We start from the raw sequence: 26,585 nt of genomic DNA on the forward strand, positions 1-26,585 counted from the left end.
TCCGGACGCGGCCGGTTGCGCGGGACTGCGCGTGGCGAGGCGTTGCATGGCGACCGAGAAGAAGCTGAAGGACCCGGCCGAGGCGGCCCTGTCTGCGATCGAGCAGGCGCTCAACCTCGACCTCCTGACGCCCGGTGCCGAGAAGCGGACGGAGCCGCGCCTGCCCGATGTCGGCGACACCGATCCTCTCGACGAGCCGAACGGCCGCCAGGCCCCGCCCCGCCTCAGCTTCGACGAGCCCCTCGCCTCGGACGTGCCGCCGCCGGACCGCAACCGGCCGCACCGCGAGGGCGGCCTGCTCCCGCCGGACCGCTCCCTCGTGGCCAACGACGACCGCCGCAACATCGGCATCCTGCAGCAGACGCTGCGGGTGCGCCCCTCGCGCAAGCCCTACCTGATCGCCGCCGCCGCCGCCTTCCTGTGGCTCAACAGCCTCGTCCTTCTGGCCTGGAGCCAGTCGGGCGGCGACCTCAAGGGCTTCCTGGTGGGGCTCACGGCGCTGCAGGCGACGGTGGGCGCGGCCGCCGTGCTCGGGCCGATCCTGCTCTTCCTCATCACGGCGATGCTGGCCGTGCGCGCGCAGGAGATGCGCCTCGTTGCCCGCGCGGTCGGCGAGGTGGCGGTGCGGCTCGCGGAGCCGGAGAGCTTCTCCACCGACGCGGTGCTGACCATGTCGCAGACCGTGCGCCGCGAGGTGGCGGCGGTGGGCGACGGCGTCGAGCGGGCGCTCGCCCGCGCGGGCGAGCTCGAGACCCTGGTGCGCGGCGAGATCGCCACGCTGGAGCGCGCCTACTCGGACAACGAGATCCGCATCCGCTCGCTCGTGGACGAGCTCGTCGCCCAGCGCGAGTCGATCGTCGCCAACGCCGAGCGCGTGCGCGGCGCCATCACGGGCACGCACCAGAGCCTCAGCCAGGAACTGGAGGGCGCCGCCGAGCGCATCGTCACCGCGATGACGGGCGCGGGCGAGCGCGTCACCAGCGCCCTCGATGCCCGTGGCGAGGCGATCACCAGCGCGCTCGGCAACCGCGGCGACGCGATCACCACCGCGCTCGGCGATGCGGGCGACCGCGTCGTGGAGGTGATGTCCGGCCGCGGCGACGACCTGATCCAGCGCCTCGTCAGCACCAGCGAGGGTGTCCGCACCAGCCTCAACGAGGTCGGCAACAGCCTGACGGAGTCGCTGGAGCGGCGCGCCGACGAGGTGACGCGCGCCTTCGAGCGCACGGGCGGCCTCCTGACGACGACGCTCGCCGACAATGCCGGCCAGGTGGCCCGCACCCTCGCGGAGACCGGCAGCGGCGTCATCGAGGCGCTCGACCGCCAGGGCGGCGCGGTCCGCGAGAGCTTCGAGCGCTCGGCGAAGGGACTGGAGGACGCCTTCCTGTCGCGCGGGAGCGAGCTGACGGAGCGTTTCTCCAACACCGGCGGTGAGATCACCGCTCGCTTCGCCGAGATCGGCGAGGGTCTGCGCGCGCATTTCGCGGCGACCGGCAGTGCCCTCACGGACGACCTCGCGAGCCGCGGCGCGGGCCTGCGCGCCGAGATCGAGGCGGCGGGCGCCGGTGTCTCCGACATGATTGAGGCCCGCGGCCGCGAGACCCAGGCCGGGCTGGCGCTCGCCGCGAGCGGGATCGTGGAGAGCTTCTCGAACCGGGCCACGGGCCTGCGCGACGACCTCGTCGGTTCCGTCGAGCGCCTCGCCGAGACGATGGACAATCGCGGCGGCGCGCTCGCCGGGCGCATCGAGGCGGTGGCGGACCGCCTGCACGAGACGATCACGGTGCACGGCGCCACCCTCGAGACCAGCCTGAACGCCGCGGGCGAGCAGGTGGGCGGCCTCGTCGCCGCGCGGACAGGGGCTGCCACGCAGGCCCTGGAGGGTGCCTTCGCGGCGCTCAGCGCGACCTTCGAGTCGAATGCCGACGCGGCGCTCGGCACGCTGCGCGCCACCGTCGACGGCCTGACGGCCGATCTCGGCGGCCGCACCCAGGAGGCCGCGGACACGATCCGCCGCAGCGCGGAGGAGACCACGGTCGCGCTCGGCGCCAGCACGGCGGAAGCCGCCCAGGCGCTGCGGCGCTCGGCGGCCGGGGCGACCGGCGAGCTCGAGGCCCGCACGGTCGAGGCGGTGCAGATCTTCGAGAGCCGGCTCGCGGCGACCGCCGAGGCGCTGGCCGGGCGTACCGAGGAGGCTGCCGCGCACCTGCGCCGCGTCTCCGAGGAGGCGAGCGGCGAGGCTTCCGAGCGCGCGGCCGCGCTCGTGGCCCGCTTCACCGAGGCGACGGACGCGCTCCGCGCCGCCTCCGAGAGCGGCACCAGCGCCCTGGAAACCCGCACCGTCGCCCTGCTCGCCGATTTCCGCACGCAGGCCGAGGGCCTGCACGGCGAGATGGGCGGCCGGGTCGAGGCGTCACTGGAGGCCCTGCGCCGGACGCTCGACGAGCTTCAGACCGCGCTCGCGCAGCGCGCCGAGGAGGCCACGGGCACGATCGCCCGCGCGGCGGAAGCGCTCGGCACCGATCTCACCATCCGCATCGGCGACGTCGAGAGCGCCTTCGGCACGCACAGCCGCGGCATGACCGACCTGATCAGCCAGCACGCGGAGGAGGCCCACACCCGCCTCGCCACGACCGGGCGCGACATCGTGCTGGCGGTGGCGAGCCAGGGCGCGCGCGTGGCGGACGCCCTCAACCAGACCGGGGCGAGCTTCGCCGAGACCGCGGAGAACCGCGCCCGCGCCATGGACGAGGTGCTCGGCAGCCGGCTCGCTGCCCTGCAGGAGACGATCGCCCGCGGCGACATCCTGGCCGACCGCATCTCCCGCGACACAAACTCCCTCAGCGAGGTGGTCACCGGTCGCCTGGAGGAGATGGACCGCGTCATCACCGTGCAGGGCAAGGCGGTGGCCGAGAGCATCGCCGAGCGCGCCCGCGAGGCGCGGGAGGTGGTCGAGACGCATCTCGGCGCCCTGGAGGAGCGCACGACCAAGCGCTCGCAGGAGATCGGCGAGACCTTCGCCAACCTCGTCACCCACATCGACGGCCACCTCGGCGCCCGCGCCACCGCCCTCAACGAGGCGCTCATCGTGCGCACCGGCGAGATGGCGCGCATCATGGCCGAGGGCGGGCGCGACATCGTCCAGTCCCTCGACGCGCGGGCCGACACCATGGCCGAGGACATCGCGGCCCGCTCGGCGCGGCTCGGCGACGCCCTCGCCGCCCGCACGGCCGAGATCAGCGACCGTCTCGACGGGCAGACGCGGGACCTCGCGCGCCGCCTCGACGAGGGAGCCGACCGCTTCGACAGCGGCGTCCTGGCGCGGCTCGAGGCGATCGGCACCGCGCTCGAGGAGCGCAGCCGCCTGATCGACGAGACCTTCGGCGCGCAGGCCTTCGAGGCGATCCGCCTGATCGAGGCGCGCACCCGCGCCGTCGACGAGGAGCTTGCCGGCCGCACCCGCGAGCTCGTCGACCTGATCCAGACCCGTGCCGGCGAGGCCGACACCCTGCTCGGCGCGCAGGCGGGCGCGATCCGCGCCGCCTTCTCGGAGCGCGCGGACGACCTCGGCCGGCTCATCGACGAGCGCACGGCGGCGATGTCGAACGAGCTCGACGAGAAGGGCCGGATCGTGTTCGGCGCCATCGGCGGCCGCGTCACAGAGCTCGCCCGCCTGTTCGACCGCGGCGGCACCTCCCTCGCCGAGCTCATCGAGAGCCGCGGTGACAGCGTGCTGGCCAAGCTGCGCGAGACCATCGCGGAGGCCGACCGCATGCTCGGCGACGGCGAGGGCCGCCTCGGCCGCACCCTCGACAGCCGCACCTCCGACATCAGCGCGCTCCTCGACGAGGGCGTGCGGACCGTCCACGGCCTCCTCGACGCGCGCACCAGCGAGATGCGCAGTCTCCTCGACGAGCACGCCCGCACCCTCAGCGACAGCCTCGACGGGCGCCTCGGCCCGTTGCACGACGCCCTCGACGAGCGCGGCCGGACCCTCGTCCAGACCATCGAGTCGACGCTCGGCCATGCCGCCGGCGCGCTGGCGGACCGCACGCAGCATCTCGGCGGCCTGTTCGACGAGCGCCTGCGCGACCTCGACGCGGTGGTGGAAGGGCGCGGCCTGCAGCTCGCCGAGACGGTCGATGCCCGCACGCAGGGGCTGCGCACCCTGTTCGACGAGGTGCTCCACGCCCTCGACCGCGTCGTGGAGAGCCGCACCGGCGCCTTCCGCGAGCAGGTCGACGTCCGCGGCCAGGCGCTCGCCAGCCTCCTGGACGAGCGCCTGCGCGAGCTCGAGGGGATCGTGGACGGCCGCACAACCGCCTTCTCGGAGCAGGTCGACGCCCGCAGCCAGGCGCTGACTGCCCTGTTCGACGAGCGGCTGCGCGAGCTCGACGGTCTGGTCGAGGGCCGCACCGCGGCGCTCGCCCGCACCATCGAGTCGCAGGGCAGTGCCCTCACCCAGGCGGTGGATTCCCGCAGCGAGGCTTTCACCAGCCGCATCGACACCCGGATGAAGACGTTCGCGACGCTCGTCGCCTCCCGCGGCGACGCCCTCGCGACCGCTTTCGACGACCGCCACGACGCCTTCGCGGCCCTGGTCGAGGAGCGGATCGTCGCGATGGCCGCGGCCCTCGACGAGCGGGCCCGCAACCACGCGGCCCTGGCCGAGGCCCACACCACGGCCCTGGGCGCCGCGCTCGACCAGCGCAACGACGCGGTCGCGGCGCTCATCGACGCGCGCAACCGCCAGATGTCGGAGGGCTTCGAGCGCCGCGCGACGGCACTCGGCGCCCTGGTGGATTCCCGCGGCGAGGCCCTGTCGCTCCGCCTCGCCGAGAGCGCCGAGCGGATCGTCCGCGCGATCGAGGAGCGCGGCGGCGAGCTCGTGACGCATGTGGACGATCGCGGCCAGGCCGTGGCCGAGACGCTCGGCAGCAACGTCGAGCGCCTGCGCGCCGTCATCGACGGCCCGGTCCTTCATCTGGCCGACGCGCTGGCCGAGCGCAGCGACGCGATCGAGCGCGCGCTCGCCGAGACCGGAACGCCGCTGGTCGAGGCCCTGCGGGCACGCACCGAGGAGCTGGTCGCGCAGTCGAGCGAGTCGGCCCGGCTTCTGCGCGCCGCGATCGAGGACGGGGCCGCCCGCACCGTCACCGGGCTCTCCGAGACGAACGATCGCCTGCGCCGCGACCTCAACGGCGTCCTCGCCCGCATCGAGCAGGCCAACGACGCGCTCAAGGACCTCGTCGCGGGTGCCGGCGAGAATCTCGGCGCGATCGAGGGCGGGCTCGCCGGCCGCGTGCAGCAGATCGAGGCGGCCCTCGCCGAGATCGCCAGCGAGACGAGCCGCGCGAGCGAGGGCGTCTCGGCGCAGGTCGCCGCCCTCCGGGACGTGTCGGAAGGCGCGCTCAAGGAGGCTTCCGCGCTCGCCGCGACCCTCGACAGCCAGGGCCGGACGCTGGCGGAGCGGGCGGGCGCGCATGTCCGCACGCTCACCGAGGCGGCCGGCACGCTGGAGACCGTCGAGGGCCGGCTCGCCGAGACCCTGTCGGGCCGCGAGGGTGCGGTGACGGCGGCGCTCGCCGCCATCGAGGGCCGCTCGTCGGACCTCGAGGCGCAGACGGCCCGCTTCGGCCAGATGATCGAGGAGACCCTGCGCGCCGCCGAGGAGCGCGCCCGCAGCGTCGGCGCCAACCTCTCGCAGGCCGCCCAGCAGGCGGGCGCCACCGTGACCGGCGAGTTCGAGCGGCTGCGCACGGGCGCCGGCACCGAGAGCGAGCGCACCGCGCAGGCCGTCCGTTCCGCGATCGAGGCCGCCTCGCAGCAGATGCGGGCCGTTTTCGAGGAGTCGCAGGCCCGCTTCGGGGAAACCGTCGCCAGCATGCGGGAGATGGCCACGACCATCCGCTCCGAGCTGGAGGCCACCCGCGGCGACCTGCAGCGGGGCGTGCTGGAGATCCCGCGCGAGACGCAGGACGCGACGAGCGAGATGCGCCGCGTCGTCTCCGATCAGATCAAGGCCCTCAACGAGCTGTCCGCCCTGGTCTCCCGCTCGAACCGCTCGGTCGACGTCGTCCAGCCACAGGCCGCCGAGCAGCGGCGGGTGGCCGAGGCGGGCCGCTCGTCGGCCGCGACGGTGCGGGCCTCCGCGCCGCCCGCCGCGGCGGCACCCGCGAAGGCGCCCGCTCCAGCGGCGAGCGCTCCGCAGCCTGTCGGCTCCCGGCCCGCCACGCCGACCGCCCGCGCCGAGACCCCGGCCGCGCGGCCGGGCGGGACCCCGACCCGGCCGGCCGCCGCGGGCGACAAGCGCGGCTGGCTCTCCGACCTGCTCACTCGCGCCTCCCTCGACGAGGAGGAGGCGCCCGCCGCCCGCAACGTCCAGGCCGAGGCGGCCAAGGTGGGCAGCGAGCGCAGCCGCACCACGCTCGAATCGATCTCGACCGACATCGCGCGGATGATCGACCACAGGACCGCGGTGGAGCTCTGGGAGCGCTACCGGCGCGGCGAGCCGAACCTGTTCGAGCCCGGCATCTACACGCCGCAGGGCCGGCAGACCTTCACCGAGCTGCAGCGGCGCTACCGCGGAGACGCGGATTTCCGCCGGACGGTCGACCGCTACGTCAGCGAGTTCGAGCGCCTTCTCGGGGACGTCTCGAAGAACGACCGCGACTCGAAGCGGGCCGACGCCTATCTCACCTCCGAGACCGGCAAGGTCTACACGATGCTCGCGCACGCGAGCGGGCGCTTCGAGGGGGCCTGAGGTCCGGGCTGGACCCGTCTTGAACGCCGGCGGCGCCCCGTGCGGGCGGCGTCGGCGCCTACAGGAGCCCGAGGCTGACGAGCTCGCGACGGAGCGCTTCGGGCATCTCGGCGAGATCGCCGGCGCCCGCGGCGTCGAGATCGGCGGGAGCGTCCTTCGCCGTCAGGTAGCGCCAGCCCTGGAACGGCCGGTAGGAGCGCGGGCTGACGGGGACGAGGCGCGGATCGAAGACGAGGCGGCAGCGCGCGATGCCGTCCGTGCTCGTGAAGGGCTCGATAGCGGTGATACCCTGGCGGCAGGACAGCGTGCCCTTGATCACCCAGTAGATCGAGCCGGCGCCGACGATCTCCCGGTGCCGCTTCGGGATCATCCGCGTGGTGTGGAAGGGCGCGGGATCCGTGCCCGTCCGCAGGGCCTCGCTGCGATACGCGTCCTGCCGCGCCAGGAGATCCTCGATCGTCCTCGGGCCGACGCAGAGCTTGATCAGGTGAAGGGGCATGAGGCGTGCGGGCCGGGTGCTGATGCTCCGCGCCGGAGGGCCATGCGGGCTGGCGCGGATCGTGCACCGGACTTAATCGCCCTGCGCGACCGTGCAAGCGGCCACGGTTCCGACCGCGCGCGATCTGCGGCCGCGCGGCCTCAGGAGAACAGCCGGAGCTTCGCCTCGATGCTCAGCGCGTCTATGTCGTCGAAGGCGAACACGTCCTCGGCATCCGGCTCGGCCGACGACGGTGCGTGCGCGGGCGCCGCCGCGACGAGGGCGAGCGGGGGCCGCAGGTCGAACTGCGGCTCGGCCTCCGGACCCTCGTCCGCGTCCGTGTTCTCCTGAAGGTCGGTGCTCTCCCGAAGGACCGAGCCCGCCTGAAGGTCCGCTAAAGCCTGGACGAGCGCGGGCTCGGCGGCCTCGCTCTCGGCCGGCCCGAACTCGAGGTCGGTGGCGGAGCCGTCGCGGTCCCAGCCCTCGCCGACGGGCGCGGCCGGCTCCTCGGAAGGCAGGAAGGCGAGATCCTCGTGGAGCGGGATCGCCGCGGGAACCGGGGCGCGCTGAGCCTCGACCGGGTCGGCACCCGCCATGTCGATGAAGCGGTCAACGTCGCTCTGGCAGAGATCGACCGCCGCGGACTCGATGGCCGGGCGGTGGCCCTGCGCGCCCGGAGCCGGCGGGATCTCCAGGCCGTCGTCGCCCCAGATCCCGATCATCGCGATCAGGCGCTCCTCCAGGTAGCGTAGCGTGTGGACGATGCGGCTGGTGCGCTGGGCGGTCAGGTCCTGGAACGAGCAGGCCGTGTAGATCTGCGTCGCGCGGCGATCGAGCTCGTCGCAGATCGCGGCGTCCGCACCGCGCTCGCGCAGGGTCCAAGCCGCTTCCTGCACCTCCTCGGCGGCGCCGAGGATGTCCGAGGTGGCGCGCTCCGTCGCGCGCACGATCGCGTCGAGCGCTTCCGAGGCGACGCTGAGGTGGGTCTGGTCCTGGTCGGGAGCGCTGATCGCGGCGATCTCGGCCTTGGTCCGGGCGATGGCGCTCGCCATCTCCATCAGGTCGCCACGCAGGCGCCCTACCCCGTCGAGGCCGCGCTCGCCCGTGACCGCGCTCTCCAGCCGGCCGATCGCGCCGAGCAGCATGTCGGTGTCGGCGCTCCGGTTGCGGCGCGCATACTCGCTGAGGAACCAGCGCCCGCGGGCGCTCTCGCTCATCGTCGCCTCGATCAGGTCGTACTCGGACGGCTCGATCGTGCTGAGCGATTGGGACCCTGACATCGAACAAAACCTCGGGTTTTCTCAGGACCCCGCGGTCCCTGCCCTGGTTCAGGCCGGCCCAATGTGACAGGGCGTGTTTAACGCGCGCTTACGGTGCCGCCGCTCCCGACCCCGATCCGTTCACGTTGCCGTTGTCCCATCCCGCCTCCACCGGCGCCCTGCGCCTGTCGCTCCTCTACGCGGTGGTCTTCGTGGAGATCGGCATCGCGATGCCGTTCCTGCCGCTCTGGCTGGGCGCCCTCGGTCTCGACGCCTCGGTCATCGGCCTCCTGCTAGCGCTGCCGATCGCCACGCGGATCGTGGCGACGGCGCCCCTGATGAGCCTGATCGACCGCGGCGTGGCGGCGCGCGCGCTCCTGATCGCCGGCAGCCTCGGCGTCGCCCTCACCTACGGGCTGATGCCGGCGGGCGCCGCCCTCGGCTGGCCGCTCCTCGCCGCGCTGACCGTGCTCAACGCGGTCGCGGCCGCGCCGCTGGTGCCGAGCATCGACTACCTGACCCTCGCGGCGGTGCGGCGCGAGCCGCGCCTCGACTACGCGCGCATCCGCCTCTCCGGCTCGGTGGCGTTCCTGGCGGCCAACATCCTCGGGGGCGCGCTCCTCGGGGCTCTGGGCGAGGCGGTCGCGGTCCCGCTGCTCCTGACGGGGCTCGCCCTGGTGGCGAGCCTCGTTGCGCTCGCCAGCCGCACGGTGGCCGCGCCGCCTCCGCCCTCCGAAGCGGCGGGCCCGCGCCCGCGCCTCCCGGCCTGTCTCTGGCTCGCCATCGCGGCGGCGGCGGCGATCCAGGCGAGCCACGCGGCGATCTACGGCTTCGCGAGCCTGCACTGGACGGCGCACGGCATCGCGACCGCCTGGGTCGGTACGCTCTGGGCGATCGGCGTCGGCGCCGAGATCGTGCTCTTCTCCGGCATCGGCTTCCTGCCTCCGTCCTGGCGAACGCCCTTCCGCCTCCTGGCGATGGGCGGCGTGGCGGCCCTCCTGCGCGCGGTCGGCATGACGTTCCTCGGGACCGAGCTGCCGGCCGTGGTCGCGCTCCAGTGCCTGCACGGTTTCACCTTCGGCGCGACCCAGCTCGGCGCCATGGCGGCCGTCTCCGCCTTCGCCCCGGACGGGGCGCGGGGCCGGGCGCAGGGGACGCTGAGCGCCGTGAATGCCCTCGCGTCGGCCTGCGCGACGCTGCTCAGCGGCCTCGCCTATCGCGAGGGCGGCGCCCTCGTCTTCGCGCTGATGGCCCCGCTCGCGCTCGTCGGCCTCGGGCTGGCGGCCGCCGCGGCACGGGCCGCGGGAGGTGCGCCGCGGTCCTGAGCCCGCCTGGCCGCGTGCCCCTCGGCACGCCGCGGAGCTGGGCGGTTTGGCACGGCCGGCCCGGAGACGGTATGGTAACCATTCATTCAGCATGAAGACGGGGAACGGGAGACGCGGGTTCGTGCGGACCGAGGACGGCACGATGCTGAGCGAGGCGGCCACCGCGACCCTGGATCCGGGCAGCGGGCGCGTCGCGCTGGCCGGACGCTGGACGGCCGACCAGGCGCCCTCCGTCGAGGCCGCCGCGGCCCGCATCGCCGCCGAGGCGGCCGGGCGGCCGGTGCTGGTCGATCTCGGCCGAATCGAGCGTCTCGACACGCTCGGCGCCTGGGTGCTGGAGCGGACCAGGGGCGAGATCGAGGCCGCGGGCGGGCGGCTCGCCTATGCCGGCGCGGCGCCCGAGCACCGCATTCTTCTCGGCGAGATGGGCCTGCGCCAACCGGAGGCACCAGCCGCACCGCGGCGCGGCCGCCTCTACGGCTTCCTCGACGATCTCGGCCGCTATGTGGTGGCGGCCAAGACCGACTTCGTGACGGGCCTTGCCTTCCTGGGCGAGGTCGTGGTCGCCTGCATGCGGGTCGCCGCCCGCCCGAGCACGTTCCGGGGCACCGCCTTCGTCAACCAGATCGAGCAGGTCGCCTTCCGCGGCGTCCCGATCATCGTCCTGATCTCGTTCCTGGTCGGCGGAATCGTCGCCCAGCAGGGCATCTTCCAGCTCCAGCGCTTCGGTGCGCAGACCTTCGTCGTCAACCTGATCGGTCTCCTGATCCTGCGCGAGCTCGGCGTGCTTCTCACCTCGATCATGGTGGCGGGCCGCTCAGGGTCCGCCTTCACGGCCGAGATCGGCTCGATGCGGATGCGCGAGGAGGTCGACGCGCTGCGCGTCATGGGCCTCGACCCGATCGAGATCCTGATCGTCCCGCGCATCCTCGCCCTCGTCGTCGGGTTGCCGATGCTGGCGCTGATCGCCTCGCTGGCCGCGCTCGCGGGCGGCGGGCTCACCGCGATGCTCTACGGCGGCATGACGGTCGAGGGCTTCCTCTCCCGCCTTCAGGCGGCGATCTCGCTCCACCACGTCGCCGTGGGGCTGATCAAGGCGCCGTTCATGGCGCTGATCATCGGCATCATCGCGACGATCGAGGGGTTCGAGGTGGAGGGCTCCGCCGAGTCGCTGGGCCGCCACGTCACCGCCTCAGTCGTCAAGTCAATCTTCATGGTCATCGTGCTTGATGGACTCTTCGCGGTGTTCTTCGCGGCTATCGATTTCTAAACCACGTGTCAGACCTCGCGCGCACCAGCCCTGACCCGACCGGCGACGCGATCATCCGCGTGCGCGATCTCGTCGTGGGCTTTCGCGACCGCACGGTGCTGAAGGGCCTCAACCTCGACATCCAGCGCGGCGAGATCCTCGGCTTCGTCGGACCTTCGGGTCAGGGCAAGTCGGTCCTCACCCGCACCATCCTCGGCCTCGTGCCGAAGCGCTCGGGCACGATCGAGGTGTTCGGCGAGAACGTGGACGGGATGAGCACGGCGCGCCGCCGGCGCATCGAGCAGCGCTGGGGCGTGCTGTTCCAGCAGGGAGCCCTGTTCTCGGCGCTCACCGTGAAGCAGAACATCCAGATGCCGATGCGCGAGCACCTGAACCTGTCCGAGCGCCTGCTCGACGAGTTCGCGCGCCTCAAGATCGAGATGGTGGGCCTGAAGCCGGATGCGGCCGACAAGCTGCCCTCGGAACTCTCCGGCGGCATGATCAAGCGCGCGGCGCTCGCACGCGCCCTGGCCCTCGACCCCGAGATCCTGTTCCTCGACGAGCCGACCTCCGGCCTCGACCCGATCGGCGCCGGAGAGTTCGACGAGCTCGTCGCCACCCTGAAGCAGACGCTCGGACTGACCGTCTTCATGGTGACGCACGACCTCGACAGTCTCTACACGGCCTGCGACCGCATCGCGGCTCTGGGCGACGGCCAGATCATCGCGGAGGGACCGATCGAGTCGATGCTCGCCTCCGACCACCCGTGGTTGCGCTCCTACTTCCACGGCAAGCGCGCCCGCTCGATCGTCGTCGGCGAGCCGATCGCGGCGCGGGAGCACGCCCATGTCTGAGAGGATGTCGCCGCCGCGCGCGCACGATCACGACAGCCGCTCGCGTCCGGCAGGTCCGCGTGCGCTGACGCACATCCCCGCCCCCGCCGATCCGGGACACCGCTGATCCGATGGAAACGCGTGCCAACTATGCGCTGATCGGCGCCTTCACCCTGGCGGTGATCGTGGCCGGGTTCGGCTTCGTGTTCTGGCTCCAGGGCGGCGCCTCGCGGCAGGTCTCGCAGGCAGTGCGCATCGTCTTCTCGGGCAGCGTCGGCGGGCTGGCGAAGGGATCGAGCGTCACTTTCAACGGCATCAAGGTCGGCGAGGTGACGGATGTGCGCCTGCTGCCCCAGGATCCGCGCCGGGTCATCGCACTCATCAACGTCGCGCCCTCGACGCCTTTGCGTGCCGACACCCGCGCCCGGCTTGATTCGGCGCTTCTCACCGGCGTCTCCGTGATCGCGCTGAGCGGCGGCAACGCCGACGCGCCGCCGCTGCCGGCCGGCACGGGCGAGCAGATGCCGACGATCTTCGCCGATTCCTCTGACATCCAGGACATGCTGGCCGCCGCCAAGCAGATCGCCCAACGCGCCGACGACGTTCTCCAGCGCCTCGACAAGGTGGTGGCCGGCAACGAGGGCGCGATCAACCGGACGCTCGCCAACGTCGAGTCCTTCTCGAAGACGCTCGCCGATGCCGGCCCCTCGATCAGCGGCCTCGTGAGGGCGATCGACGGCCAGAAGGTCAACCGCGTCGTCGACAACGCCGACCGCTTCTCCGCGGCGCTCAGCGCGGCGAGCCCGGACATCGAGGCCGGCCTCCACGACGCGCGGACGCTCGCCGCCAAGCTGAACGCCTCCGCCGACCGGATCGACGGCGTGCTCAAGGGCGCCGAGACCTTCCTCGGCTCGGCTTCCGGGGAGGCGGGGACCAGCACTTTCTCCGAGGTGCGCGACGCGGCGATCTCCGTCCGCGACGCGGGCCGGGCCTTCCGCACGCTCTCGGAGAACCTCGACAAGCGCACCGCCAACATCGCCACGAGCTTCAACAGGCTCAGCGGCACCGGGCGGCGCGAGGTCGAGGCTCTCTCCACGGATGGCCAGCGCACCCTCAACACGCTCAACCGTACGGTGAAGAGCCTCGAGCGGGATCCGTCGCAGGTCATCTTCGGCGGCAAGCCGTCGTTGCCCGAATACAACGGTGGGCGGTAAATCCTGATTCCGCCCGGCCGATGTGCCCGCCCGCACGGCACAAGCACAGCTTTGCCGTAGTTTCCCCTCGCCGCACCCGTGCGGCGCCAGGAGATTCCCAGGTCCACCGGATGATGGTCCGTTCCCCCGCCCTCGCGCTCGGCGCGACGATCCTCGCGGCTGCCCTCGGCGGCTGCGGCGGCTCCGCGCCCCTGACCTTCGACCTCGCGGCCTTGCCGGCCTCGGGGCGTCCGGCCGCGTCGGCGCGCTCGATCGTGGTGGCCGAGCCAGTGGGCATCCAGCCCTTCGAGGCCGACCGCATCATCGTGCGGGAGCCGGGCGGCGCCCTCTCCTTCCTCGGCGGCGGGCAATGGGCCGACCGCCTGCCGCGCCTCGTCCAGACCCGGCTGATCCAGAGCCTGGAGAATTCCGGGCGCCTGCGTTCCGTGAGCCGCCCCGGCGACAAGATCGTGGCCGATTATCAGCTCATCAGCGAGATCCGCGCCTTCGACATCGCGGCCGGGTCCGGAGAGGCGGTGGTCGACCTCTCGGCGAAGCTGATCACGGAGGGGACAGGCCGGGTCGCGGCGGCCCGGGTGTTCCAGGCGCGGATTCCCGTGGCGAAGGTGGACGCGGGCAGCGCCGCCGTCGCCCTCGATGCGGCGCTCGCGCAGGTGCTCGCCGAGATGGTGCGCTGGGTGAATTCGGGGCGTTGAGCCGCCCCTACTCCATCACCGCGGCCTTCATGATCACGACCATCGTCGCGCGGCCCGGCGTCTCGCCGACGCAGCGCACGGTGTGCGGCCGGTCGCAGCGGTAGCGCAGGGTCTCGCCCGCGCGCGCCCGCTGGACGCTGCCGTTGACGTCGACCTCGAACACGCCCTCGATGACCGAGAGCGACTCCACGGAGCCGCGCTGGTGCGGATCGGAGTCGAGGACGCCGCCCGGGTCCGCCGAGACGTCGTACCATTGCAGCCACTCGACCGTCTTGATCCAGCCGATGATGGCGAGGCGCACCTTGCCGTCCTCCGAGAGGAGGATCGGCGTGTCGGCGCGCGAGGTGCGCTCGATGAACGGCTCCTCGTCGCCGGTGGCGAGCACGCGCTCGATCGAGACGTCGAGAGCTTGGCTCAGGCGCCAGATCGTGGCCAGGGTCGGGTTGGTCTCGTTGCGCTCGATCTGGCTGATGATCGACTTGGCGACGCCGGACTGCTCGGCCAGTTCCGAGAGGGAAAGGTTGTAGGCTTTGCGCAACCGCTGGATCGTCTTGCCGAGCTGGCCGGACAGCACCTGGGCGCCGCTGAGGAGATCCTTCGACCGCCCTCGATCCAACCGTTCCGCCTGATCCTGCATCGTCCCGCGCCTGCCCGGATCGTTCCGTTCAACGAACGATCGTGCGCTACTTCAAACGCAATCGGCGCGCCGATGCAAGGCTCGAAACGGGACGCTGCACGGACTTCCGGCCGCGCGCGACGGGGGGGCGGTCCCTCCGGGCTCAACCCCAGAGAGCGTGGAAATGATGCACCGGACCGTGCCCCCGGCCGATTCTAAGCGTGTCGGCGGCGGCGATCGCGGCGGTCACGTAGGCTTTGGCCCGGGATACCGCCTCGGGCAGCGGGAGGCCGTGGGCGAGGCCCGCGGCGATCGCCGCGGACAGCGTGCAGCCCGTCCCGTGCGTGTTCGCCGTGGGCAGGCGGGGCGTCGCGAGCCGGCGCAGGGTTCCGTCCCGCATCAGGAGATGGTCGACGCTCTCGCTGCCCGCGCCGTGCCCGCCCTTCACCAGGACGGCCCGCGCGCCGAGGTCGAGGAGGCGCCGGCCCTGCGCCACCGCGGCGTTCTCGCTCTCCGCCACGGTCTCGCCGAGGAGGGCCGCGGCCTCCGGCAGGTTCGGCGTGATGAGGTCGACCTGCGGCAGCAGGCGGCGGCGCAGCGTGTCGATCGCCGCGTCCGAGATCAGGCGGTCGCCGCTCGTCGCCACCATGACGGGGTCGAGCACCACGGGGATCCGCGGCGCGAGGCGGGCGAGGGCTTCCGTCACGGTCGCGATCACGTCGCCCTGCGAGAGCATGCCGATCTTGGCGGCGGTGACCGCGAGGTCCGTGAGCACGCTCTCCATCTGCGCCGCGATGAAGGCCGGCGGCACGTCGTGGATGCCCTGCACGCCGCGGGTGTTCTGCGCCGTCAGCGCCGTGACGACGCTCGCCCCGTAGGTGCCGAGCGCCGAGAAGGTCTTCAGATCGGCCTGGATGCCGGCGCCGCCGCCGGAATCCGAGCCCGCGATGGTGACGGCGATCGGCGTGCTCACCCGGCTGCTCCCCTGCTGCGCAGGGCAGTGTCCACCCGGTCCCGGAGGTCGCGCGCCCGCGCCTCGACGGAATCCGCGCCGAACAGGGCCGAGATCAGCGCGACGCCGTCCGCTCCCGCCGCCACGACGGCCGCCGCGTTGCTCGAATCGATCCCCGCGATGGCGCCGACCGGAAGCCCGGCCCCGCGGGCGAGCCGAGCCCGGAACGCGATGCGCTGGAAGCCGTCGATCCCGACCGGCGGGTCCGGGTTGTCCTTGCTCTTCGTGGCGAAGACGCCGCCGATGCAGGCGTAGTCGACCGGCAGGCGGTAGAGCTCGTCCGCCTGCGCGCCGGTCTTCAGGGTGATGCCGATGATGGCGGAGGCGCCGAGCAGGCGCCGCGCATCCGCCGGGTGCATGTCCGACTGGCCGAGATGGACGCCCTCGGCCTCCGCCGCGAGGGCGAGGTCGACCCGGTCGTTGACGAGGAGCGGCACGCGGCCGCCGGTCGCGGCGCGGATGGCCCGGATGCGGACGAGCGCGGCGCGGGCGTCGTCGATGGTCTTCTCGCGGTACTGGAGCAGCGTGCAGCCGCCGGCCACCGCCTCCGCCGCCATCTCGGCGAGGCGGCCCGCATCGCAACCGCAGACGTCGACGTCGAGGATGCCGTAGACGCGCAGGTCGACCTTCGGCCCTGGCGCGGCCGCGATCCCCGCGGCGCCGGACGTCTCGGAGCGTTCGGGCATCGGCTCTCTGTCTCCCTTCGGGCTCTCCGGCCCGGAGCACGGGGTTAGGCGCCCGCCGCGTCCCTTGGCAAGACCTTCTGGAAGCGCAGACGCTTAACCGCCGTCATCCCCCGCGCGATTGCCGCACCGCGTTGACGGCGGGGTGCGGTCTCGGGCTAAAGCAACGTGACGTCGCGACGGGTGGGCGGCCTCCCGCACGGTTTGCGGCGGCGTGACCGGGCCGTCGCGGACGCGGTCCTCGCTCGGAGCCGGGACGCCTCAGGGGAGATCACGCGCTGCCATGACGACGGCGGAGACACGCGCGAGCGCCGGCTCACGGCCGGTCGCCAGCCCCTCCTCCGTCGGCCTCGTCGCCGTGATCGTGGCGGCGACCGAGGGCGAGCCCCGGGCGCTCACGGTGCAGGTGCCGGGCCAGGCGGAGGGCCGCAGCGTCGGCCTGCCCGCCGGTCCGCTCGTCCCCGAGCACGCGACCCTCGAGCGCGGCCTGCGCGCCTGGGTGGAGCGCCAGACCCACCAGCGCCTCGGCTACGTCGAGCAGCTCTACACCTTCGGCGACCGGGACCGGCAGGCGGGCGGCCCGGAGGGCGTCCACTCGCTCTCGGTCGCCTATCTGGCCCTCGTGCGCGAGGTCCGCCCGGGCGGGCTCGCGGAAGCGTCCTGGCAGAACTGGTACCGCTACCTTCCTTACGAGGATTTCCGGAACGGACGCCCGAAGGCCCTCGACGCCATCGAGCCGAAGCTGCTGGCCTGGGCCGCGGAGGCGCCCGACGCGAAGCTTCGGCGCCTGCGGGAGGACCGGCTCGGCCTCACCTTCGGCCTCTGCGGCGGCTCCTGGAACGAGGAGCGCGTGCTGGAGCGCTACGAGCTCCTGTTCGAGGCCGGCCTGATCCCGGAGGCGCGGGGCAACGCGGGCTCCGCGTCGGCGGGCGACCCGACCGGCGCGCCGATGGCCTTCGACCACCGCCGCGTGCTCGCCACCGCGATCGGGCGCATGCGCGGCAAGATCAAGTACCGGCCGGTCGTGTTCGAGCTGATGCCGCCGACCTTCACGCTGTTCCAGCTCCAGCGGACCGTCGAGGCCCTGGCCGGCACGCAGCTGCACAAGCAGAATTTCCGACGCCTCGTCGCGCAGCAGGGCCTCGTCGAGGAGACGGAGGACGTCACGAGCGGCACCGCCGGCCGGCCTGCCCGGCTCGTCCGCTTCCGCCGCGAGGTGCTGCTGGAGCGCCCGGCGCCGGGGCTCCGGCTGACGCCGTCGCGCCGGCCGAACTGAGGGGCGGCCGTCAGCCCTCCGCCGACACCGCGTGGACCGAGCCGCCGCGCCGCTCCAGCAGGCCGGGCGGCGGCACCGGCGCCTCGATGGTGCAGACGACGCCGGTGGGCGCGAACAGGAGCTGCACCTCGCCGGCGAGTTCCCGCGCGAGGCTGCGCTCGATCAGGCGCGAGCCGAAGCCGGTGCGGGTCGGCTGCGTCACCGGCGGGCCGCCCGACTCGGTCCAGCGCAGGAACAGGCGCGTCTCGCCCTCCTCCCGCTGCACCGACCAGGTGATGCCGACCGTGCCGCCCTCCTTCGAGAGGGCGCCGTACTTGACGGCGTTGGTGCCGAGCTCGTGCAGCGCCATGGCGATCGAGAGGGCGAGCCGCGGCGGCAGGCGCAGCGCCGGACCCGAGACCGTGAAGCGCGAGCGCCCCTCCGCGGCGTCGAGGGGCCGGATCGCGTCCGCCACGACGGTGCCGAGCTCGGCCCCCTCCCAGCTCTCGCGGGTGAGCACGTCGTGGACGCGGGCGAGCGCCAGGAGCCGGGCCTCGAAGGCGGCGCGGGCGGCCTTGGCCTCCTCGCCTTCCAGTCGGCGCAGGGACTGGCCGGCGATCGACTGTACGGTGGCGAGCGTGTTCTTCACCCGGTGGTTCAGCTCGTGGATGAGCAGGATCAGGTGCTCCTCGGCGAACTTCGCGTCCGTGATGTCCACGTTGCATCCGGTGTAGCCGAGGAACGTGCCCGCGTCGTTGAGGCGGGGAACGCCCTCGCAGCGCAGCCAGCGCACGTTGCCCTCGCTGTCGACGACCCGGACCTCGGTGCGGAACGGGGCGCGGGCCTCGAACGCCTCGTTGAAGGTCGCCGCGAAGCTCTCGAGGTCGTCGGGGTAGATGATCCGCTTCCAGCCCTCGTCCTCGAGCTCCGAGGCCGGCATGCCGAACATGTGGTCGAAGTGCATGTTGGCGAAGCTGACGGTGGCCTTGTCGTCGGTCATCCAGATCAGGGCTGGCGCCGAATCCGCCATGTGGCGGAAGCGCGCCTCGCTCTCGCGCAGGTCCGAGAGGCCCCGCCGCGTGTCGGCGAGCGCCCGGTCGCGCTCCTCCTCGCGCGTGCGGATGCGCAGCGAGGCGTCGGCGAGCACGTCGGCGAGCAGGCGGATCTCGTGGACCGGCGAGGCGACGCGCGGGATCGCCTCGCCGCGGGCCAGCGCCGGCCCCGAGGCGGCGAGCAACCGCAGCGGGCGCGACACGCGCGACCACAGGTTGACGGCGAGCGCCGAGGATGTGGCGAGCACGAGCAGGCCGAACCCGCCGAAGGCCCAGATCCAGCGCCTCAGCCGCGCGTCGACGAGGGCCTGCGGGATGCTCGCGGCCACCGTCCAGCCGGTCAGCCGGGAGCGGGCCTCGACCACGATGACGGGCCGCCGCTCCCGGTCCTTGCCCTCCCAGACGCCGGGCGTGTCGGTCTGCGTCTCGCGCAGGCTGCTGAGGCGGGGCCGCCCGACGATGGTCTCGTTCTCGGGGATCCGCGCGAGGACGGTGGTGTCGCGGTCCGAGATGCCGGTCGTCCAGCCCTCGACCACCTCCCGCTGGAGGATGGCCTGGAGCCGGTTCACGGGTGCCGAGAAGCTCAGGATGTAGGTGACCTCGCCCTCGACGAGGACCGGCACGGCGACCGCGTAGGTGGCCTGGGCGGGGCTGCTGCCGGCGATCAGGCCCGAGACCATCGCCCGCTGCGCGCCGGAGGCGATCTCCTTGTCGAAGGGCAGCGTCGAGACGGGCAGCGGCGCGTTGCGCTTGAGGCCGGTGTTGACGACCTGCTGCCCGTCCGGCCTGCGCAGGACGATGTCGAGGTCGATCGCGTCGCGCACGAGCCGTGCCTGGGCGTCGAACGCCTCGAACTCGCCGTCCTTGAGACGCGGCGAGGTCGCCAGGGTCTGCAGCACCGAGACGAGCCCGGCCGTGTCGCGGTCGATCGAGAGGGCGATGCCGCGCACGTTCTCCCGCGCGTCCTGCTCGAACCGGGCTCGCTCGGCCGCGGCGTAGCGCATCAGCAGGATCGCCGTGAAGATCAGGCCCGGCCCGATCAGCGCCACGACCAGGGCGACGAGGTAGACCTGCGTCGAGAATCCGCGATGGACCAGCCGGTCGAGGAACCGGCGGATCCCCGAGGGACGTTGCGGGCGCTGCCCGACGGCGCCCGCCACGGGGTTCGCGGATTCGAGGTCCCGTCTCACGCCGGCACCCGCTCGCCGCCCCCAGCGGCGATCCGCGCGAGGGCCGGGGCCGGCCGCTGTCGGTGATCGGTCATGAGCGGTCGATATGGCCGAGATCGCGGGCGGGATCGAGGCGGTCCCGCACGCGCTGCTTCAGGGTCTTGATGTCCGGAAAGCCGCCGTCGCGCGTGCGCTCCCAGATCGCCTCCGGGCCGACGACGATCTCGAACACGCCGCCGGTTCCGGGAACCAGCGCGACCTCGCCGAGATCGTCGCGGAAGGTCGAGAGCAGTTCCTGCGCCATCCAGGCGGCGCGCAGGAGCCAGTTGCACTGCGTGCAGTAGCTGATGGCGATCCGCGGCTTGGGCAAGGCGACGTCGGGCGTTCCGTCCATGGCCCGCACAGCGCACCGCCGCCGCTCCGTTGTCAACCGCCGGGCGCCCGCCGGACCAACCGCCGCGTGTAGCCCACCCGGCCCGGTACGCTCACAGGAGGAGGCTCTGCGCCGCGGCCTCCGGCTGCCGGGCGGCGCGGGTCGCCTGCTCGTGGCGGGCTGTGAAGCGGACGTCCGCGTCGAAGCCGCCGCGCTTGAGCACCCAGGCCAGGTAGTCGTCGCTCATCGTCGCCCAGCGGCGTCCGCGGTGCTCGCCGAACGTGACCCTGGGCAGCAGAGCGGGCTCGCGCGTCCAGGCGATCAGCGTCTCGACGGACGCTTCCCGCAGCATCTCGCGCAGGAGATGCGCGGTGACGTAGGCGTCGGGCCCCGCCCGGTGCGCGGGCAGTCCCGCCCTGTGGTCGAGCCCCTCCGGCCGGCGGGCGTAGCGCAGGGCCTGGTTGGCGTGGGAGGGCTCGTTCGGCCACAGGCGCAGCGCACACTTGTAGGTGCAGATCCAGGGACGGCGACCGGTCAGCGCGTCGCGGCACCAGCGCCGCTCGAAGGCGGCCCGGTGGGCGGCGAGGGCCGCGAGCGGGCGTCCCGCCGGCCGCAGCACGCCGGGGGCCGCCGCGAGCCAGGTCGGCGCGCCCGCGACGTCCGCGTCGAGGATGTGGTGCACGGCCTGCGTGCGGGCCGGGATCGGACGCTCCGGGTCGACGTAGCGGGCGCCGCGCTCCGATCCGACCCGCCAGGCGCCGTCGACCCGCTCCACGTCCTGCCAGCCGATCTCCACCACGCCGTCGCTGCCGGCGCGCGAGCCGGTCGTCTCCAGATCGACGACGCGGATGATGTGGGGGTCGGGCGGCATCCGGGCCGATATGGCGCCCGGCGCGGCGCTGGGAACGCCGCGGCCTTTTCTCGGGGCGGCGGGTGCCTATCTGTCGCAGGGCGGCAAGGCCAAGCTCGGCCGCCCGGTCGCCCGCGCGAGGAGAGTCACGATGTCGTCAGGCCCGAGCGGCGAGGCCGTCGCCCGCACCCCCGTCCTGGCGCGCATCCTCGGCGCGATCGCGGCGATGCTCCTGGCCACCTGCCTGTCGGGCTGCGGCGCGATCAACCGCGTGCCGACCCTGCAGGAGCAGGCCAAGTCCGCCTGGAGCGAGGTGCAGAACCAGTACCAGCGCCGCGCCGACCTGATCCCGAACCTCGTCGAGACCGTGAAGGGCTACGCCCAGCAGGAGAAGGACGTGCTGACCAGCGTGGTCGAGGCGCGGGCGAAGGCGACCAGCGTCAAGGTCGACGCCTCGACGGTGAGCGACCCGCAGAAGTTCAAGGAATTTCAAGACGCGCAGAACCAACTCTCGGGCGCGCTCGGCCGGCTCCTCGTCACGGTGGAGCGCTACCCCGACCTGAAGTCGAACCAGAACTTCCTGGCCCTGCAATCGCAGCTCGAGGGCACCGAGAACCGCATCGCCGTGTCCCGGCGCGACTACATCCAGGCCGTGCAGGAGTACAACACCGAGGTCCGCACCATCCCGGGCCGCTGGATCGCGGCCTTCCTCTATCCCGACGCCAAGCCGATGGAGACCTTCACGGCGACGCCCGGGGCCGAGCGGCCGCCGAACGTGAAGTTCTAGGGACGCCGGCCGTGTGGCGCGCCGGGCGCGGGCTCGCCCTGTGCGTGCTGTTTCTCGCCTGCCTGCCGCTCCTGCGCTGGCCTGCGCTCGGCGCCGAGCTCGACTTCCCGGCGCTGAGCGGCCGCGTGGTGGACGCAGCCGGGATCCTCGGGCCTGAGGCGCGCACGAAGCTCGAGGAGAAGCTGAAGGCCTACGAGGACAAGACCTCGAATCAGGTCGTCGTCGCCACCGTGCCGGGGCTCCAGGGCACGACGATCGAGGACTACGCGAACCGCCTGTTCCGGCACTGGCAGCTCGGGCAGAAGAAGGCGAACAACGGCGTACTCCTGGTTGTGGCGCCGAACGAGCGCAAGGTCCGGATCGAGGTCGGCTACGGGCTGGAGGGGGCGCTGACCGACGCGCTCTCCAAGGTGATCATCACCACGGCGATGGCCCCGCGCTTCAAGACCGGCGACTTCGCGGGCGGCATCGAGGCCGGAGTCGACGCCGTGCTGTCGATCCTGTCGGGCGACGCCGAGGAGTGGCACCGCCGGGCCGAGGTGCGCGGCGACGAGACGAGCCCCGTCGAGATCGTGATGTTCGTCATCATCCTCCTCGTGATCATCTTCCTCGTCTCGCGCATGGGGCGCGGGCGGCGCGGCGGCTTCATCATCGTCCCCGGCCCCGCCCCGGGCGGGTTCGGCGGCGGCTGGAGCGGCGGCGTCTCGGGAGGTCCCTCCGGCGGCGGCTTCTCGGGCGGCGGGGGCTCCTCGGGCGGGGGAGGCGCATCCGGTGACTGGTAGGGTGACGGAGACGCTCCCGCCCGCGGCGCTGGCACGGATCGCGGAGGCCGTCGGGGTGGCCGAGCGCGGCACGGCGGGCGAGATCGTCGTGATGGTCAGCGATCACGCGGGGCTGTACCGCTCGACCGTGATGGTCGGCGCACTCGTGGCGGCGTTGGTCCTGCCCTGGCCGCTGATCCTGCTGACGGGTTGGAGCGCCGCCAGCATCGCGCTGGCGCAAGGGCTTCTCGTCCTCGCATTCCTGGCCGCGACGCTCGATCCGGGCCTGCGGATGCGCCTCGTGCCGCGGCGGGTGGCGCGGGCACGGGCGCGCGAGGCGGCGCAGCGCGCCTTCCGCCAGCGGGGCCTCAGCCGGACGCGCGGGCGCACCGGCGTGCTGATCTTCCTGGCGCTGGCCGAGCACCACGCCGAGATCGTGGCCGACGAGGGCGTCCTGCGCGCGGCCGGGCCCGACCCCTGGAACGGCGCCATCGCCGGGCTCCTCGACGCCCTGCGCCGGGGGGAGACCGAGGCCGGGCTCGTCGCCGCCGTGCGCGCGGTCGGCGCGATCCTGGCGGAAGCCTGCCCGCCGGTCGCCGGCGACGTGGACGAGTTGCCGAACCGCGTCATCGTCGAGGAGTGAGGCGAGGTCGGTTTTCGCAAGACGATCCGGATTATGACGGGGCACCGGTGCAATCGCCCCGGAACCAACATAATCCTGCGGCCGAAACGCCCAGGTCCCCGCCTAATTCATCGGCGGCGGCCCCCGCGTTCGAGGAGCATTCGACCGGCCATGGACAGTCTCGAAGTCACGAAGGCGCCCGCCGGGTCGCGGGAGCCGCTGATTTCGGCCCTGGCTTCGGGCTTTGTCCCGGGTTTGGCGCGCCTCGGCTCGGGCCTCGCCCGGCGGCTCGACGCCCTGCCGCCGCCGCTCGGCCGCGCGCTGCACCGGCTCCGCACCCGCGGCGAGCGCAGGCGGCTCCACGCCATCGCGCTCGCCCACATCGCCCGCCGGCTTCCCGAGATCCAGGCGAGCCTCGACGCGGCCCCGCCCGGCTTCGTCTATCTCGCCGGCGATTCCCACGCGGAGCTTCTCGGGCCGGAGCCCTTCGGCGGGAGGCCCTGCGTCAACGGCGGCATCGGCGGCCTGTCCTCGCGGGGCTACGCGACCTACCTCGCCGAGCTGAGCTTCCCGCGACGGGCCGGCCTCGCGCTCCTCTTCGTGGGCACGAACGACATCTTCGCCGGGAGCCGCCCGCGATCGCAGCCGCGGATCGACGGATTCGGGGAGGCCGTCGGGCAGATCCTCGACCGGCTGCAGGCGAGCGCGGACCGCGTCGTCCTCTGCGCGGTGCCCCCGCTCGAGCCCGGCGAGCAGGTCCGGCGGGATCCGGGCGCCGTGGCGGCCTATTCCGAGCGCCTGCGCTCGATCGCGGCCGGGCGCGGCTGCGGCTTCGCGGACCCCTTCGCGGAGATGCGCGAAGGCCACGGCGGCTTCGCCAAGCCCGGCTTCCTGCACGAGGGCGTGCACCTGCGCGATTACGCAAGCCTCGCGGCGGCTTTGGCGCCGACCGTCGCGGGCTGAGGCGGGCTCAGCCGCCCGTCACGCTCATGTGCCGCGGCACCGCGGGCTTCGCCCGCTCGATGACGAAGTCGTGGCCCTTGGGCTTGCGCGAGATCGCCTCGACGATCGCCTGCGTGACGAGGTCGTTGTCCGGCGAGGCGCGGAGCGCCGCCCGCAGGTCCGCCGCGTCCTCCTGGCCGAGGCACATGTAGAGCTTGCCCGTGCAGGTGAGGCGGACCCGGTTGCAACTCTCGCAGAAATTGTGCGTCAGCGGCGTGATGAAGCCGAGGCGGCCGCCGGTCTCGGCGACGCGCACGTAGCGGGCCGGGCCGCCGGTGCGGTCGGGCAGCGGCGTCAGGGTGTAGCGGGTCTCGAGCCGCGCCCGCGCCACGGACAGGGGCAGGAACTGCTCGGTCCGGTCGCCCTCGATCTCGCCGAGCGGCATGACCTCGATCAGCGTCATGTCCATGCCGTCGCCGTGGGCCCAGGCGATCATGTCGGCGATCTCGTCCTCGTTGACGCCCTTCAGCGCCACCGCGTTGATCTTCACCTTGATGCCGGCGCGGCGGGCCGCCGCGATCCCGTCGAGGACCACGCCGAGGTCGCCCCGGCGCGTCACCGCCCGGAACTTGTCCGGGTCGAGCGTGTCGAGCGAGACGTTGACCCGGCGCACGCCGAGATCGGCGAGCTCGGAGGCGAAGCGGCCGAGCTGCGTGCCGTTCGTGGTGAGGGTCAGTTCGTCGAGGGCGCCGGTGCCGAGATGGCGCGAGAGGCGCCGGAACAGGTGCATGATGTCCCGCCGCACCAGCGGCTCGCCGCCGGTGATGCGCAGCTTGCGCACGCCGCGGTCGATGAAGACGCCGCAGACCCGGTCGAGCTCCTCCAGCGTGAGGAGGTCGCGCTTGGGCAGGAACTGCATCTCGTCCGCCATGCAGTAGACGCAGCGCAGGTCGCAGCGATCCGTGACAGAGATGCGAAGGTAGGTGATGGCCCGCTGGAACGGGTCGATCAGCGGTGCGACGGCGTTTCCGGGCGCGTCGGTGCGGGGACCCCACATACGGGACTCAAGGCTCTGCTGGGACTGGGTTTCGGCGTCGTGCGGTGACGAACCTAGCATGTCTTGGCATATGAGGTCTCGCGCGTTTCCGGGCAAGCGCACCGGCTCCGGGCGCAGGGGTCCGGCCGCGGGAGAGGGCGAGGGAGTATGGTGATGAGCACGGAATGCTGGCCGACCGAGATCCGCCTCAGCGCCGACCGGCGCGGCCTGGAGATCGGCTTCGACGACGGCGCGCGCTTCGCGCTGCCCGCCGAGTACCTGCGCGTGCACAGTCCGTCCGCCGAGGTGCAGGGCCACTCGCCGGCCGAGCGCAAGGTGATCGGCGGCAAGCGCAACGTGATGATCCTGGCGGTGGAGCCGATCGGCAACTACGCGGTGAAGCTGCGCTTCGACGACATGCACGACACCGGCATCTTCGGCTGGGACTATCTCTACGCGCTCGGCCGGGACCGGGACGCGCGCTGGTCGACATACCTGGCGGAACTGGAGGCGAAGGGCCTCGACCGCGACGTCGTGCGCTCGGCCGCCGCGCCCGCGACCGGCGGAAGCTGCGGCAGCGGCTGCGGCTGCCACTAGGGCGGTTGCGCACCGGGGTCGCCCGCCGAGCGGGCTTGCCCAACGAGAAAGGGCCGGCGTCGCCGCCGGCCCTCGTGAACCTGTCCCGGCCGGCCGCTCAGCGCTGCACGACCACCCTCGTGCCGACCTTGGCGCGGGTGTAGAGGTCCGTGACGTCGTCGTTCGTCATGCGGATGCAGCCCGAGGAGACCGCGGTGCCGATCGATTCCGGCTCGTTCGAGCCGTGGATGCGGTAGATCGTGCCGCCGAGATACATGGCGCGGGCGCCGAGCGGGTTCTCGAGGCCGCCCTTCATGTAGCGCGGCAGGTCGGGCCGGCGGCGCAGCATCTGGGCCGGCGGGCGCCAATCCGGCCACTCGCGCTTCATGGTGATGGTCTGCACCCCGCCCCAGGTGAAGCCCGGCCGGCCGACGCCGACGCCGTAGCGCAGGGCCTGGCCGCCGCCGAGCACGTAGTAGAGGCGGCGCTCGCTCGTGGAGACCACGATCGTGCCGGCGCCGTAGGGCCCGCCATAGGCGACCGTCTCGCGCGGGATCGCCGACATCTGCGGCACCGTGGAGGCGAGCGGGTCGGCGGCGTTGAGCGAGGCGTTGGCGGTGGGCACCGCCACCGCCTGCGGGCGGACGCGCACGGTCAGCGCGTCGTTGAGCGGCTGGCGGGTGAGCGGGTCGATCTCGTAGGCGAGCGCGGGCGACGCCCACGCGGCAGCCGCGCAGGCAAACCCGATGAGGGCGGGGGCGAAACGGCGCATCGAAGCCTCTCGTAGGCGGGCGAATCGTGTCGGGACGCGTGTGGAGAACAGGGGCACGATGGCGTGCCACACGTCGCCAAGCGGTAAACGCTGGCCCCGTAAAGCCAAGCTCTAAACGGGTGCGCCGCGGCGCTTCACCGGGCGCCGTGACTCGGTGGCAACACTGTGGCAGCTTTGCCGTAAGCGGGGCATGGCGGAGGGATTATCCGACCGCTGCGGGAACGGGTTGCGGCGCGGGCGCCGGCCCGCGCCATCGTGGCCCG

Annotated in this window: 22 protein-coding genes; 12 read left to right on the top strand and 10 right to left on the bottom strand. The window is 73.2% G+C overall.

Features of this window, described 5'->3' with window-relative positions; translation table 11 throughout:
* Positions 1-46 precede the first annotated feature (46 nt).
* Positions 47-6,763, top strand: a complete 6,717-nt coding sequence (locus tag MOX02_RS01105; RefSeq protein ID WP_147023854.1) for an apolipoprotein A-IV repeat region-like domain-containing protein — start codon at positions 47-49, stop codon at positions 6,761-6,763.
* Positions 6,764-6,821: 58 nt separating this feature from the next.
* Here MOX02_RS01105 and MOX02_RS01110 read toward each other — a convergent pair whose 3' ends face one another.
* Positions 6,822-7,262 carry a DUF1489 family protein gene (locus MOX02_RS01110; RefSeq protein ID WP_147023855.1) on the bottom strand — a complete coding sequence of 147 codons (441 nt, stop codon included), beginning with the start codon at positions 7,260-7,262 and terminating at the stop codon, positions 6,822-6,824.
* A gap of 140 nt (positions 7,263-7,402) precedes the next feature.
* The gene (locus MOX02_RS01115) at positions 7,403-8,521 is read right to left on the bottom strand and encodes a hypothetical protein (protein WP_147023856.1); all 1,119 of its coding nucleotides are present in this window, start codon (positions 8,519-8,521) and stop codon (positions 7,403-7,405) included.
* A gap of 131 nt (positions 8,522-8,652) precedes the next feature.
* Here MOX02_RS01115 and MOX02_RS01120 point away from each other — a divergent pair, with 131 nt between their 5' ends.
* The 5 genes from MOX02_RS01120 (at position 8,653) to MOX02_RS01140 (ending at position 13,816) form a co-directional block, all read left to right on the top strand.
* Entirely contained in the window at positions 8,653-9,825 is a 1,173-nt protein-coding gene (locus MOX02_RS01120; protein ID WP_147023979.1) for an MFS transporter, read from the top strand.
* Positions 9,826-9,967: 142 nt separating this feature from the next.
* Entirely contained in the window at positions 9,968-11,095 is a 1,128-nt protein-coding gene (locus MOX02_RS01125) for an ABC transporter permease (protein ID WP_147023980.1), read from the top strand.
* Between the two features lie 5 nt (positions 11,096-11,100).
* A complete protein-coding gene (locus tag MOX02_RS01130) occupies positions 11,101-11,928 on the top strand; it encodes an ABC transporter ATP-binding protein (RefSeq protein WP_238179220.1) in 828 nt (275 codons plus the stop codon).
* Positions 11,929-12,038: 110 nt separating this feature from the next.
* The gene (locus MOX02_RS01135) at positions 12,039-13,121 is read left to right on the top strand and encodes an MlaD family protein (RefSeq protein WP_147023857.1); all 1,083 of its coding nucleotides are present in this window, start codon (positions 12,039-12,041) and stop codon (positions 13,119-13,121) included.
* A 113-nt stretch (positions 13,122-13,234) separates the two neighbouring features.
* Positions 13,235-13,816 (top strand): ABC-type transport auxiliary lipoprotein family protein, encoded by a 582-nt coding sequence (locus tag MOX02_RS01140; protein WP_147023982.1) that lies wholly within the window; start codon positions 13,235-13,237, stop codon positions 13,814-13,816.
* Between the two features lie 7 nt (positions 13,817-13,823).
* Here MOX02_RS01140 and MOX02_RS01145 read toward each other — a convergent pair whose 3' ends face one another.
* The 3 genes from MOX02_RS01145 to thiE all read right to left on the bottom strand — a co-directional run bounded on the left by MOX02_RS01145 (position 13,824) and on the right by thiE (position 16,130).
* Positions 13,824-14,453: a helix-turn-helix domain-containing protein gene (locus MOX02_RS01145; RefSeq protein ID WP_147023858.1), complete on the bottom strand. Its 630-nt coding sequence runs from the start codon at positions 14,451-14,453 to the stop codon at positions 13,824-13,826.
* Between the two features lie 142 nt (positions 14,454-14,595).
* A complete protein-coding gene (thiD, locus tag MOX02_RS01150; RefSeq protein ID WP_147023859.1) occupies positions 14,596-15,405 on the bottom strand; it encodes a bifunctional hydroxymethylpyrimidine kinase/phosphomethylpyrimidine kinase in 810 nt (269 codons plus the stop codon).
* Complete coding sequence (thiE, locus tag MOX02_RS01155; RefSeq protein ID WP_147023860.1) at positions 15,402-16,130, bottom strand: thiamine phosphate synthase; 729 nt, start codon at positions 16,128-16,130, stop codon at positions 15,402-15,404. Before thiE ends, thiD begins: the two co-directional genes overlap by 4 nt.
* Positions 16,131-16,410: 280 nt before the next feature.
* On the opposite strand from thiE, the gene MOX02_RS01160 reads away from it, so the two are divergent.
* Positions 16,411-17,403, top strand: a complete 993-nt coding sequence (locus MOX02_RS01160) for an NUDIX hydrolase (protein ID WP_147023861.1) — start codon at positions 16,411-16,413, stop codon at positions 17,401-17,403.
* 10 nt (positions 17,404-17,413) lie between these two features.
* Here the strand turns inward: MOX02_RS01160 and MOX02_RS01165 are convergent, their stop codons facing one another.
* From MOX02_RS01165 to MOX02_RS01175, 3 genes are all read right to left on the bottom strand, one after another.
* Positions 17,414-19,552, bottom strand: coding sequence for a sensor histidine kinase (locus tag MOX02_RS01165; protein WP_238179228.1), 2,139 nt, complete (start codon positions 19,550-19,552; stop codon positions 17,414-17,416).
* 142 nt (positions 19,553-19,694) lie between these two features.
* Positions 19,695-19,997, bottom strand: a complete 303-nt coding sequence (locus MOX02_RS01170; protein WP_147023862.1) for an Rdx family protein — start codon at positions 19,995-19,997, stop codon at positions 19,695-19,697.
* A 91-nt stretch (positions 19,998-20,088) separates the two neighbouring features.
* Positions 20,089-20,847 (bottom strand): exonuclease domain-containing protein, encoded by a 759-nt coding sequence (locus tag MOX02_RS01175; RefSeq protein WP_147023863.1) that lies wholly within the window; start codon positions 20,845-20,847, stop codon positions 20,089-20,091.
* Positions 20,848-20,977: 130 nt separating this feature from the next.
* Here MOX02_RS01175 and MOX02_RS01180 point away from each other — a divergent pair, with 130 nt between their 5' ends.
* The 4 genes from MOX02_RS01180 (at position 20,978) to MOX02_RS01195 (ending at position 23,959) form a co-directional block, all read left to right on the top strand.
* Complete coding sequence (locus tag MOX02_RS01180) at positions 20,978-21,613, top strand: LemA family protein (protein WP_147023864.1); 636 nt, start codon at positions 20,978-20,980, stop codon at positions 21,611-21,613.
* Positions 21,614-21,624: 11 nt separating this feature from the next.
* On the top strand, positions 21,625-22,395 hold the full coding sequence (locus MOX02_RS01185; RefSeq protein ID WP_147023865.1) for a TPM domain-containing protein: 771 nt from the start codon (positions 21,625-21,627) through the stop codon (positions 22,393-22,395).
* Positions 22,385-23,017, top strand: coding sequence for a TPM domain-containing protein (locus MOX02_RS01190; RefSeq protein WP_147023866.1), 633 nt, complete (start codon positions 22,385-22,387; stop codon positions 23,015-23,017). The genes MOX02_RS01185 and MOX02_RS01190 overlap by 11 nt, the downstream gene beginning before the upstream one ends.
* A 150-nt stretch (positions 23,018-23,167) precedes the next feature.
* Positions 23,168-23,959: an SGNH/GDSL hydrolase family protein gene (locus MOX02_RS01195; protein ID WP_170267598.1), complete on the top strand. Its 792-nt coding sequence runs from the start codon at positions 23,168-23,170 to the stop codon at positions 23,957-23,959.
* A gap of 7 nt (positions 23,960-23,966) precedes the next feature.
* On the opposite strand, the gene moaA is transcribed toward MOX02_RS01195, so the two are convergent.
* Entirely contained in the window at positions 23,967-24,995 is a 1,029-nt protein-coding gene (gene moaA, locus MOX02_RS01200) for a GTP 3',8-cyclase MoaA (protein ID WP_147023868.1), read from the bottom strand.
* A gap of 153 nt (positions 24,996-25,148) precedes the next feature.
* Here moaA and MOX02_RS01205 point away from each other — a divergent pair, with 153 nt between their 5' ends.
* Positions 25,149-25,571: a gamma-butyrobetaine hydroxylase family protein gene (locus MOX02_RS01205; RefSeq protein WP_147023869.1), complete on the top strand. Its 423-nt coding sequence runs from the start codon at positions 25,149-25,151 to the stop codon at positions 25,569-25,571.
* Between the two features lie 97 nt (positions 25,572-25,668).
* On the opposite strand, the gene MOX02_RS01210 is transcribed toward MOX02_RS01205, so the two are convergent.
* Positions 25,669-26,322 (bottom strand): L,D-transpeptidase, encoded by a 654-nt coding sequence (locus tag MOX02_RS01210; RefSeq protein WP_147023870.1) that lies wholly within the window; start codon positions 26,320-26,322, stop codon positions 25,669-25,671.
* Positions 26,323-26,585 lie beyond the last annotated feature (263 nt).

The sequence above is a fragment of the Methylobacterium oxalidis genome, from assembly GCF_007992195.1.
GTDB classification, from domain to species: Bacteria; Pseudomonadota; Alphaproteobacteria; order Rhizobiales; family Beijerinckiaceae; genus Methylobacterium; species Methylobacterium oxalidis.

Coding starts and splice junctions, on each gene's coding strand:
- MOX02_RS01175 (WP_147023863.1), bottom strand. CDS start 20,847: ATGCCGCCCGACCCCCACATCATCCGCGTCGTCGATCTGGAGACGACC.
- MOX02_RS01210 (WP_147023870.1), bottom strand. CDS start 26,322: ATGCGCCGTTTCGCCCCCGCCCTCATCGGGTTTGCCTGCGCGGCTGCC.
- MOX02_RS01195 (WP_170267598.1), top strand. CDS start 23,168: ATGGACAGTCTCGAAGTCACGAAGGCGCCCGCCGGGTCGCGGGAGCCG.
- MOX02_RS01135 (WP_147023857.1), top strand. CDS start 12,039: ATGGAAACGCGTGCCAACTATGCGCTGATCGGCGCCTTCACCCTGGCG.
- MOX02_RS01125 (WP_147023980.1), top strand. CDS start 9,968: ATGCTGAGCGAGGCGGCCACCGCGACCCTGGATCCGGGCAGCGGGCGC.
- moaA (WP_147023868.1), bottom strand. CDS start 24,995: ATGTGGGGTCCCCGCACCGACGCGCCCGGAAACGCCGTCGCACCGCTG.
- MOX02_RS01110 (WP_147023855.1), bottom strand. CDS start 7,262: ATGCCCCTTCACCTGATCAAGCTCTGCGTCGGCCCGAGGACGATCGAG.
- MOX02_RS01140 (WP_147023982.1), top strand. CDS start 13,235: ATGGTCCGTTCCCCCGCCCTCGCGCTCGGCGCGACGATCCTCGCGGCT.
- MOX02_RS01115 (WP_147023856.1), bottom strand. CDS start 8,521: ATGTCAGGGTCCCAATCGCTCAGCACGATCGAGCCGTCCGAGTACGAC.
- MOX02_RS01180 (WP_147023864.1), top strand. CDS start 20,978: ATGTCGTCAGGCCCGAGCGGCGAGGCCGTCGCCCGCACCCCCGTCCTG.
- MOX02_RS01160 (WP_147023861.1), top strand. CDS start 16,411: ATGACGACGGCGGAGACACGCGCGAGCGCCGGCTCACGGCCGGTCGCC.
- MOX02_RS01205 (WP_147023869.1), top strand. CDS start 25,149: ATGAGCACGGAATGCTGGCCGACCGAGATCCGCCTCAGCGCCGACCGG.
- MOX02_RS01170 (WP_147023862.1), bottom strand. CDS start 19,997: ATGGACGGAACGCCCGACGTCGCCTTGCCCAAGCCGCGGATCGCCATC.
- MOX02_RS01145 (WP_147023858.1), bottom strand. CDS start 14,453: ATGCAGGATCAGGCGGAACGGTTGGATCGAGGGCGGTCGAAGGATCTC.
- MOX02_RS01105 (WP_147023854.1), top strand. CDS start 47: ATGGCGACCGAGAAGAAGCTGAAGGACCCGGCCGAGGCGGCCCTGTCT.
- thiE (WP_147023860.1), bottom strand. CDS start 16,130: ATGCCCGAACGCTCCGAGACGTCCGGCGCCGCGGGGATCGCGGCCGCG.